The organism is Alicyclobacillus vulcanalis (assembly GCF_900156755.1).
GTDB lineage: Bacteria > Bacillota > Bacilli > Alicyclobacillales > Alicyclobacillaceae > Alicyclobacillus > Alicyclobacillus vulcanalis.
Genome location: NZ_FTOO01000005.1, coordinates 198,490 through 208,354, shown reverse-complemented (window position 1 = coordinate 208,354; position 9,865 = coordinate 198,490). Strand labels below are relative to the sequence as shown.

The window sequence follows — 9,865 nt, the reverse complement described above, 5'->3', positions numbered from 1 at the left end:
ATGTATTAGGCACGCCGCCAGCGTTCGTCCTGAGCCAGGATCAAACTCTCAATCCAAGCGTCTATCCTGTACTCCATTTGGGGTCGCATGGACTTCTGGGTTTGGTGGTCTCGTGTGTTTAGTTTTCAAGGAGCGCTCCCGCGCGCTCGCGCGGTCTTTCGCGCCGCCTCGCGGGCGGCGAGAATGATACTATCACCCTCGGGCGCCCTGTGTCAAGGCGGATCGCAAAAACAATTTTTGCATGCGGTGACTCGCGCCGAGCGAGCGAAAGCGCCAGGAGGCCCTGGCGCTTGGCGTCGACGTCGGCAGGCGCCTCGCGCGTCAGTCGTCCTGGCGCTCGCGCATGAGCGGGAAGAGCAGGACGTCGCGGATGGACGGCTGGCCGGTGAGCAGCATCACAAGCCGATCAATGCCGACACCGAGCCCGCCGGTCGGGGGCATGCCGTGCTCGAGGGCCGTGAGGAAGTCCTCGTCGAGCGCCTGGGCCTCCTCGTTGCCGGCCTCCTTCTCGCGGAGCTGGGCGAGGAAGCGCTCGCGCTGATCCAAAGGATCGTTCAGCTCGCTGAAGGCGTTGGCGTGCTCGCGGCCGACGATGAACAGCTCGAACCGATCGGTGAAGCGCGGATCGTCGGCGTTCTTCTTGGCGAGCGGCGAGATTTCGACGGGGTGGCCGTAGACGAACGTCGGCTGAATGAGCTTGTCCTCGACGCGCTGCTCGAAGAACTCGTTCAGGATGTGGCCGTAGGTCATGTGCGGCTCAATCTTGACGCCGTGCAGGGCAGCGAGGCGGCGGGCCTCGTCGTCGGATGTGACGCTGCGGAAGTCGACGCCCGTGTGCTCCAGGACGAGATCGGCGATGTGCGCGCGCTTGAAGGGCGACTCGAGGTCGACGACGTGATCGCCGTAGGGAATGTGCAGCTTGCCGATCACGGCCTGCGCGGCGTGGCGCACCATGTTCTCGGTGAGATCCATGATGTCGTGGAAGTCGGCGTAGGCCTGGTACAGCTCGAGCATGGTGAACTCGGGGTTGTGCCGGGTCGAGACGCCTTCGTTCCGGTACACGCGGCCGATTTCGTAGACGCGCTCCAGCCCGCCGACGATGAGCCGCTTGAGGTGCAGCTCGATGGCGATGCGCAGGTAGAGGTCCATGTCGAGCGCGTTGTGATGCGTGATGAATGGCCGCGCGTGCGCGCCGCTCGCGACGGCGTGGAGCGTGGGGGTCTCGACCTCGAGAAAGCCCTGGCCGTCGAGATAGCGCCGGATCTCCTGGATGATGCGGGAGCGGGCGATGAAGATCTGGCGGACGTCGGGATTGACGATGAGATCCAGGTAGCGCTGGCGGTAGCGGGTCTCGACGTCCTTGAGGCCGTGCCACTTCTCGGGCAGCGGGCGAAGCGACTTGGTGAGAAACGTCACCTGCTCGGCGAGCACGGTGATTTCCCCGCGGTTGGTGCGAAAGACGGTGCCTTCGACGCCCAGGATGTCGCCGAGATCGACGAGGTGTTGGAACATGTCGTACGCCTCGGGGCCGAGGACGTCGTACTTGGCGTAGATCTGGATGTTGCCGGTCACGTCGTTGAGGACGGCGAAGGTGGCCTTGCCGTGACCGCGGCGGGCCATCATGCGTCCGGCGATGCGCACGCGGAGGTTTTCGCGCTCGAGCTCGGCCTGGTCCTTGCCTTCGCCGAACCGGTGGATGTCGGCCGCGTGGTGCGTCACCTCGTAGCGGCCGCCGAACGGATCGATGCCGCGTTCGCGCAGCGCGTTCATCTTCTCCAGGCGATGTTGAATCAGCTCTTGCTCTTCCAAACCGACACGCTCCTCAGGAAAGTTGGCCGGGCCGAGGTGCCCGGGGTCTCTTGTATCATCATTGGACAAAACGGCGCAAGTTGCAAACGGGGCGCAGAGCGGCGCAGAGCGGCGCAGAGCGGCGGGGCCCACGCGAGTGCGCGGGAACGTGCCTTGGGGTCACGCGCCCGCCGGCGCAACCCTCTGACGGCGCAGCTTTCTGACGGCGGAGCCCTCCGCCGGTGCGGCGCCGTCGGCAAAGTTCTCTGTCTGCGGGGCGAGCGCTGACAGACGGTGATCGCCATGAACACAGGAAAGGGACGAGGCGCATGCCTCGTCCTGGTCTGACTCGCACATTCAAATGGCAAAAGACGCCGCGTCTTCCGCGGAATACGCTTACCGCTTAATCTCAAGGATTTTGAATTGGATGACGCCTGCGGGCACGTTGACCTCGACCACGGAGCCGATTTGCTTGCCGAGCAGCGCCTTGCCGACGGGCGACTCGTTTGAAATCTTGTTCTCCGCGGGATTGGCCTCGGCGGAGCCGACAATCGTGTACTCGACTTCCTCATCGAGATCCAGGTCCAGCACCTTGACGGTCGAGCCGATGCTGACGACGTTGGTGTCGACCTCGTCCTCGTTGATGACGCGCGCGTTGCGCAGCTGCTTCTCGAGGGTCATGATGCGGCCTTCGATGAACGCCTGCTCGTTCTTCGCGTCCTCGTACTCAGAATTCTCACTAATATCTCCGTAGCTGATGGCAACCTTGATGCGCTCCGCGACCTCGCGCCGCTTGACGCTCTTCAGGAGTTCCAGCTCCTCCTCGAGCTTGCGCAGGCCCTCGGGCGTGAGCAACACTTCTTTATCTGCCATGGCTGTCTCTCCTTTGCTCCCAGTCGATGCTTCAAGGCTCCCTGGAATAGCGAGAAGCGTGCATGCCATTGCTGGCAGCACGCGCGCTGTGAGCCATCGTGAATACCGTTTTCCGGTAAACGGAATCGCCACTCGCGGATCTATGCGCCATTATAGAGAGGGCCCCACACATTGTCAACGTACCCTGTCGCCCTCGTCCTCGCGCGGCGGAAGACCATGCGCCGGGGCGCGATCCCGGCCGGGAGACGGGGCGCGCGCCTCGCGTGGCGCCTCGGATGCCGCCTGCGGCACGGCCCGCGGCGCCCCCTGCGACGCTCCCCGCGGCGCCTCGGATGCCGCCTGCGGCACGGCCCACGGCGTCTCCTGCGGCACGGCCCGCGGCGCCCCCTGCGACGCTCCTCGCGGTGCCTCCTGCGGCACGGCCAGCGCCGGCTCCGATGTCGCCTCGTGCGGCCCTGCCTGCGCCACCTCGAGCAGCCCCTCGTCCGGTGCCCCGGGCCACGCATCCAGCGAGGCCCACCCCCGACGATCCGCCGCCGCCTCTTGCCAGCCTCGCCCGCCCCACAGCTCTTCTACGTCGATGGCGAGTGCGCTCGCGATGGCGCCGATGAGGTGATCCGACGGGCGGCGCGTTCCGCGCTCAATGCCGCCGATGGTCGCGACGCTCACGCCGAGGGCGCGGGCGAGATCGGCCTGCGTCATGTGCTTCAACTTGCGAAAGGCGCGCAACCGCCTACCAAAAGCGTCCAACTTCATGCACCTCACCTTTCTCGCGAAGGCGCGCCGCGAGCGCCGCCCACGTCTCGCCGGTTGGCGCGAGGCCGTCGGGCCGAAGCTCCGCGAGCGGCACCATGACGAATGCCCGCTGCCACATGCGCGGGTGAGGGAGCGTGAGTTCTGGCGTATCGAGCGCCAAGTCGTCGTATAGGAGCAGGTCGAGATCGAGCGTGCGCGGGCCGAAGCGGATTTCGCGCGTGCGCCCGGCCTGCGCCTCGATGGCGAGCAGCGCGCGGAGCAGCTCGTGCGGCGCAAGCGGCGTGCGCAGGTGGACGGCGAGGTTCAGGAAGTCGCCCTGGTCCAGATAGCCGACCGGCGCGGTCTCGTACACGCTCGACACGGCGGCCAGTTCGCCGAGTGGGCGCAGGCCCTCCATGGCCCGCCCCAGGTGGACGATGCGCCGCCCGACGTTCGATCCGGCCCCGATGTACGCGTCATGAAGCGGATGCGCCATGCGTCAAAATCGCCTCCATCATCCGCACCACGCGCACCGACTCGCGCACGTCGTGCACGCGCACGACGTCCACGCCCGCCATGCACGCGTGCGCCACGACGGCGAGCGATCCGGCGAGCCGCTCTTCTACCGGCACGCCGCCCAAGGCGTGGCCGACGACACGCTTGCGGCTCGCGCCGACGAGCACCGGGTGCCCGAGCGCCTTGAACCGGCCGATCTCGGCGAGGCAGGCGAGATCCTGCTCGCGGGTCTTGCCAAAGCCCACGCCGGGATCGATCACGATGTCGCGCGCGGGCACGCCCGCCTCGAGGAGCCGCGCGAGGGGGCGGCGGATCTCCTCCACCATGGCGGATACGGGCAGCCCTGGCAGCACCTCGCGGCGCGTGTGCATCAGCACGTAGCGCAGGCCGTACTGGCGGACGACGGCGGGCATGTCGGGATCGGCAAGCATGGAGACGTCGTTCACGATGGCGATGCCGTACTCGGCCGCGCGGCGGGCCGTCTCGGCGTGGTAGGTGTCGACGGAGATGGGCACCCTGAGCTGCCCCGCAAGCCGCGCCAGGACGGGTTCCAAGCGGCGCCACTCCTCGTCCGGCGTGAGCGGCGTGTGCCCGGGCCGCGTGCTTTCCGCGCCGATGTCGACGATGCCGGCGCCCTCCGCCTCCATCTCGAGCGCGCGCGCCACCGCCGCCTCAGGGTCCAGGTAACGCCCGCCGTCCGAAAACGAGTCCGGCGTCACGTTCAAGATGCCCATGACCACCGTCACGGCGCGCTCACCCCCTGCTGTTCGATCTCGGCGATCATCTCGTCCAGCTCGTCGCGCCCGAACGTGTACACGTTGCCGCAGAAGTGGCACGTGAGTTCGGCCTGCCCCTGCTCGTCGCGAATCGAGCGGAGCTCCTTCGCGCCGAGGCTCAAAAGCACGTCGCGCAAGCGAGCGTAGCTGCACTTGCAGCGGAAGCGCACGTCCTGCAAGGCTAGAATATGCGCGTCCGGGAACAGCTTGAACAACAGGGCGTCCGCGGCCGGATGCTTCTCTAAGAAGCCCGTCACGCTCGGCACCTCGGCCAAGCGCTCCTCGACGATGGCCGCGTCCTCCTCGGTGTGCCCCGGCATGAGCTGGATCAAAAATCCGCCCGCCACGATGGGGACGTTGTCCGTGCCGACGAGCACGCCCGCGCCGACCGCGGACGGCGTCTGCTCCGACGTGGCGAAGTAGTACGTGAAATCGTCGGCGATCTCGCCCGAGACGAGCGCGCTCGACGACGTGTAGTACGATCTCAGCCCCGTGTCGCGCACCACGTACAAGTGGCCCTGGCCCACCGCGCCGCCCACGTCGAGCTTTCCCTGGTGGTTTGGCGGCAGGTGCACGTGCGGGTTGCCCGGATACCCGCGCACGTCGCCCGACGGCAGCGCCTCCACCACCATGTACCCAATGGGGCCGTCCCCCTCAATTTTCACCGTCACCGACTCGTGGTTCTTGAGCAGCGTGGCCATCATCGCGGCGATGGACGCCGTGCGCCCAAGCGCCGCCGTCACCACCGGCCACGTCTGATGGCGCCGCGCCAGCTCGCGCACGAGCGCCGTCGTGTGGCATGTGATGACCCGCACGCGGCCGTCCCGCGCGATGGCGCGGATGACCCTGTCCCCTGTCATACCCATCCCCCCGTCGGCGAGCGCTCGGCTCGCCCGCGTGTCTTTCTATGTGGCTCGCGGCCTCAAGCTTCGCAGACCGCGATATGGACCTCCCGCTCCGCGGCGAGATCGATCTCATACGGCGTGACCGGGCGCCCGTCCGCGTCCTCGATGACCCGCACCACGGGATATTGCCGGTTGTGCGCCGACGGAACCACGACGACGCCGAGCGTCCCGTCCGACAGCCGCACCGACATGCCGAGCGGATACAGCGACACCGTCGCGAGGAACGCCTCCATGACGCGGCTCGGGAGCTTGCCGCTCGCCGTGTCGTTCTCCAGGATAGCAAGGGCATCGTGCGGCAGAAACGCCCGCCGATAGACGCGATTGGCCGTGAGCGCCTCGTACACGTCGGCCACCATCGAAACCTGGCTGAACAGGTGGATGTCCTTGCCCGTCAGCCGATCCGGATAGCCGCTGCCGTCCAGCCGCTCGTGATGCTGCAGGGCGATCACGGCCGATCTCGCCGAGATATCCCCTTGCTTCATGAGAATATCGTACCCGATGCGCGCGTGTTCCTGGATGATGCGAAATTCTTCGTCCGTGAGCCGCCCCGGCTTCTGCAGGATCTTCTTGTCCAGGCGCAGCTTGCCCACGTCGTGCAGGAGCGTGCCAATGCCGAGATCGACAAGGTCGTGGCGGGTCAGGCCGAGCTTGAGCCCGAGCGTCACGGCGTAAAACATGACGTTGACCGAGTGGTGGAACAGCTCGCCGTCCTGCACGTAGACGGTGCTCAGCTGATCCGCGGCCGCGCCTGTCGAGCGCAGCTCTTCGATCACGTCCTCCACCACCGGAGTGAACATCTTGCGAATCTGAAACGCGCGCACGTGCGGCGCAAACTGGGTGACCGCGAGTTCATGCAAGGTGTCATAGGTCATGCCGAACAGGCGCACCTTCGTCTCTTCGCGCACCACCTCGCGGACTCGCACGTCTTCGGTCGCCTTGTCCTCGATGCACACCGCGCGCACGCCGAGATCGGCCAAGCGGCGGATGAGACTGTCGGTCAGGACGACGCCAGGCGCCAGCAGGGTGCGCCCCCGCTTGTCCGGCACGCGCAGTGCCAGCACGGAATTTGGTCGAACGTACTGCGTTGCCACCCACCTCACGGGGCGCATCCCTCCGCATGTCTTCTCCATGATGAACCAAACACCCTTATGTAATTCAAAGCGACAGGGACAAGATCCTGCAGAACGCGAGCGCATTTCTTGAACGGTCGGTGATAGCATCGAATGCTAGCGCAACATGGGTCTGAAGACTCATGCAAAAAGTGCGATGAATCTGTATACACAAGTTATCTCGATCACGCCAATCTTTGAGGGGGAGCTCCATGCAAAGCCGCGCAATCCACCACACGTTCCCGTGGAAGGAGGGGAGGCCGACGTGAAACGCGCCGGAGCCGCCGTCACCGGGCTCGCGCTTGCGGCCTGCGCAGCTATCGCCACCGGGTGCGGACACCCGAATCCACCGGACCGCTGGACCGTCCACAACAAGTGGCTGTATTCTGTCGTGACGGCACCAGGACAAGCGAGTATTCTACAGGTGACAATCAGCAACCCACACAAGGAACAACGGCTCTCGATTCAGGGGGCCACGCTGACATCCAACGCGTTTCATCCGGTGACAAAGGCGCAAGTGCAAGCGAGCCAGAGCACGACGTCCGCCCAATACACGCTTCTCTGGAACGCCGGCGTTGCAGGCCCGTATCAAGGGGACCCGGTTCAACTTCGCGTCCAACTTGCGACCGGCAGCCAGTCCTTCGCGCTCGGCAAGGCGTACACGCGCGTCGTGGCGCATCCCGTCTCGTGGCTCGACATCCCGGCCGGGCCCAACAGCGTCGCAGGCCAGCCGGATTTGCTGAACGAACCACACGACATCTACTTCCAGCTCAAAAACCCGTCCGATACGCCCGTGCGCCTGACGGGGCTCGAGACGGCCGGAGGTTTTCAATTCTCGCGCCTGGCCTACCGGTTGAATGACACGTCCCTTCCGAGCGGCTATCCTTCCGATGCCAAGCCGCTCGGGAACCAGGGCGTCCTCATCCCGCCACACGCCACGTGCAACGTGTACGCGGAGTTCAAACAACCGAGCGGATATCTGAATGAGCTCATCCAGGTGGCCGCCGTGCTGGAGAAAGACGGCGTGCGCGGCGAGGAACTTGTCGGCCCGGCATTCTACACTGTGAACTACTTCGTAGACGATGATCCCTCCGCCTACTACCCCGCGCTCAACGTGACGAGCTGAGCGCAAGACGGCCACGCCCGGACCGGGGCGTGGGGCCTGCGCCGCCGACTGCGTCCTGACTGCGGCCTCATCCAAAGCGAAAAGCGGGATGCCGCCACCTTTCTGGCGCATCCCGCTTTCCCTTTTGACGTCAACCCTGTTCACCGATACCGCTCGAGGATCTCCCTGACCTCTTCCCCGTCGAGCGTCTCCTTCTCCAACAGCCGCTCCGCCAGCGCGTCCAGCGCGTCCCGCTTCTCCGTCAAGATGCGCCGCGTGCGCTCGTGGCACGTCTCCACAATTTCCCGCATCTCCTGGTCGATCTCGTACGCCACCTGATCACTGTAGTTCGGCTCGCCCTGCAGGTCCCGCCCCAGGAAGATGGCCCCTCCGGCGCGGCTGCCGTACTGCAGCGGGCCGAGCCTGTCGCTCATGCCGTACTCCGTGATCATCTGCCGGGCGATGTTCGTCACGCGCTCCAAGTCGTTCGACGCGCCCGTGGAGATCTCGCCGAAGATGATCTCCTCCGCCACCCGGCCGCCGAGCGTCATGCAGATCTCGTCGAGCATCTGCTGCTTCGTGATGAAGTACCGGTCCTCGTTCGGCAGGCTGAGCGTGTATCCGCCGGCCATGCCGCGCGGGACGATGGTCACCTTGTGCACCGTGCGATCCGGCTGGATGAAATACCCCACCACCGCGTGGCCGGCCTCGTGATAGGCGACGAGCCTGCGCTCCTTTTCGCTCATCACGCGGCTGCGCTTCTCCGGCCCAGCCATGACGCGATCGATGGCTTCGTCGATGTCCGCGTTGGTGATCTCGCGCTGCTTTTTGCGCGCCGCCAAGAGCGCCGCCTCGTTCAAGACGTTCTCCAGATCCGCGCCCGTGAACCCCGGTGTGCGCTTCGCGATGATCTCCAGATTCACATCGGGCGCGAGCGGCTTGTTCCGGGCGTGCACGCGCAGAATTTCCTCGCGGCCCTTGACGTCCGGGCGGTTCACCACAATCTGCCGGTCGAAGCGGCCTGGGCGCAAGAGCGCAGGGTCCAGAATGTCCGGGCGGTTGGTGGCCGCGATGATGACGATGCCCTCGTTGGCCGAGAAGCCGTCCATCTCCACGAGCAACTGGTTCAGCGTCTGCTCGCGCTCATCGTGTCCGCCGCCAAGCCCCGCCCCGCGGTGACGGCCCACGGCGTCGATCTCGTCGATGAAAATGATGCACGGCGAGTTCTTCTTCGCCTGATCGAACAAGTCGCGCACGCGCGAAGCGCCGACGCCGACAAACATCTCGACGAAGTCCGAACCGCTGATGCTAAAAAAGGGAACGCCCGCCTCGCCAGCCACCGCCCGCGCGAGCAGCGTCTTACCGGTTCCGGGCGGACCCACGAGCAGCACGCCCTTCGGAATCCGCGCGCCGAGCGCCGTGAATCGCTTCGGATCCTTCAGAAATTCAACAATCTCTTCAAGCTCCGCCTTCTCCTCATCGGCCCCCGCGACGTCCGCAAACGTGACCTTTCGCTTCTCGTCCGTGTACATCCGGGCCCGGCTCTTCCCGAAGTTCATCACCCGGTTGCCGCCGCCCTGGGCCTGGTTGAACAGGATGAACATTAAGATGAAGAGGAAGGCAAACGGAACCACCTGTTCGAGCAGCGAGATCCACACGCTTCCGCGCGGCTGCGGAATCACGTTAAACGACACGTTGTGGCTCTGCAGAAACGGCTCGAGGTTGTTGTCGTACAGAGCCCGCGTCTCGAACTTCTGCCCGTTCTTCAGGGTTCCGTCGATGGTCGCGGTGAGGCCGTCGGGCGTGACCTGCAGCGTGCCTGTCACCTGATTGTGCTCGACATATTGGATGAACTGGCTATATGGAATCGGCCCGCGAACCTGCTCAGGGCCGGTGAGGTATCTCAGTACGCCGATCAGCACGAACATGATCAGCACGTACAGGACAACGCCCCGGTAAAAACGGTTCATGCCTTACCTCCTCTCGGTTACGGCGCGACTATTGTACCATACCAGGATGGGCGTTCCTAGCAAGAAAGACGCCCGCCAGGGAGACGCG

General features: G+C 65.4%; 9 protein-coding genes. 1 reads left to right on the top strand and 8 read right to left on the bottom strand.

Annotated features, from left to right (window positions below; translation table 11 throughout):
- Window positions 1-321: 321 nt before the first annotated feature.
- From lysS to BW934_RS07815, 7 genes are all read right to left on the bottom strand, one after another.
- Window positions 322-1,809 (bottom strand): lysine--tRNA ligase, encoded by a 1,488-nt coding sequence (gene lysS, locus BW934_RS07845; protein ID WP_076346796.1) that lies wholly within the window; start codon window positions 1,807-1,809, stop codon window positions 322-324.
- A 375-nt stretch (window positions 1,810-2,184) separates the two neighbouring features.
- Window positions 2,185-2,661: a transcription elongation factor GreA gene (gene greA, locus BW934_RS07840; RefSeq protein WP_076346794.1), complete on the bottom strand. Its 477-nt coding sequence runs from the start codon at window positions 2,659-2,661 to the stop codon at window positions 2,185-2,187.
- Between the two features lie 174 nt (window positions 2,662-2,835).
- Entirely contained in the window at window positions 2,836-3,411 is a 576-nt protein-coding gene (locus tag BW934_RS15395) for a helix-turn-helix transcriptional regulator (RefSeq protein WP_327077692.1), read from the bottom strand.
- The gene (gene folK / locus BW934_RS07830) at window positions 3,395-3,892 is read right to left on the bottom strand and encodes a 2-amino-4-hydroxy-6-hydroxymethyldihydropteridine diphosphokinase (RefSeq protein ID WP_076346792.1); all 498 of its coding nucleotides are present in this window, start codon (window positions 3,890-3,892) and stop codon (window positions 3,395-3,397) included. The genes BW934_RS15395 and folK overlap by 17 nt, the downstream gene beginning before the upstream one ends.
- Window positions 3,873-4,658, bottom strand: coding sequence for a dihydropteroate synthase (folP, locus tag BW934_RS07825; protein WP_076346790.1), 786 nt, complete (start codon window positions 4,656-4,658; stop codon window positions 3,873-3,875). Before folP ends, folK begins: the two co-directional genes overlap by 20 nt.
- Window positions 4,655-5,548, bottom strand: a complete 894-nt coding sequence (hslO, locus tag BW934_RS07820) for an Hsp33 family molecular chaperone HslO (RefSeq protein WP_084182535.1) — start codon at window positions 5,546-5,548, stop codon at window positions 4,655-4,657. Before hslO ends, folP begins: the two co-directional genes overlap by 4 nt.
- Before the next feature lie 62 nt (window positions 5,549-5,610).
- Window positions 5,611-6,702: an HD-GYP domain-containing protein gene (locus tag BW934_RS07815; RefSeq protein ID WP_234969680.1), complete on the bottom strand. Its 1,092-nt coding sequence runs from the start codon at window positions 6,700-6,702 to the stop codon at window positions 5,611-5,613.
- Window positions 6,703-6,967: 265 nt separating this feature from the next.
- Here BW934_RS07815 and BW934_RS07810 point away from each other — a divergent pair, with 265 nt between their 5' ends.
- Window positions 6,968-7,828, top strand: a complete 861-nt coding sequence (locus tag BW934_RS07810) for a hypothetical protein (RefSeq protein ID WP_076346786.1) — start codon at window positions 6,968-6,970, stop codon at window positions 7,826-7,828.
- A 140-nt stretch (window positions 7,829-7,968) separates the two neighbouring features.
- Here BW934_RS07810 and ftsH read toward each other — a convergent pair whose 3' ends face one another.
- A complete protein-coding gene (gene ftsH, locus BW934_RS07805; RefSeq protein ID WP_076346784.1) occupies window positions 7,969-9,777 on the bottom strand; it encodes an ATP-dependent zinc metalloprotease FtsH in 1,809 nt (602 codons plus the stop codon).
- Window positions 9,778-9,865 lie beyond the last annotated feature (88 nt).

What these genes read in the sequence shown, in the direction of transcription:
- greA (WP_076346794.1), bottom strand. Translation starts at nt 2,661, where the DNA reads ATGGCAGATAAAGAAGTGTTGCTCACGCCCGAGGGCCTGCGCAAGCTC.
- folK (WP_076346792.1), bottom strand. Translation starts at nt 3,892, where the DNA reads ATGGCGCATCCGCTTCATGACGCGTACATCGGGGCCGGATCGAACGTC.
- hslO (WP_084182535.1), bottom strand. Translation starts at nt 5,548, where the DNA reads ATGACAGGGGACAGGGTCATCCGCGCCATCGCGCGGGACGGCCGCGTG.
- BW934_RS07815 (WP_234969680.1), bottom strand. Translation starts at nt 6,702, where the DNA reads ATGCGCCCCGTGAGGTGGGTGGCAACGCAGTACGTTCGACCAAATTCC.
- ftsH (WP_076346784.1), bottom strand. Translation starts at nt 9,777, where the DNA reads ATGAACCGTTTTTACCGGGGCGTTGTCCTGTACGTGCTGATCATGTTC.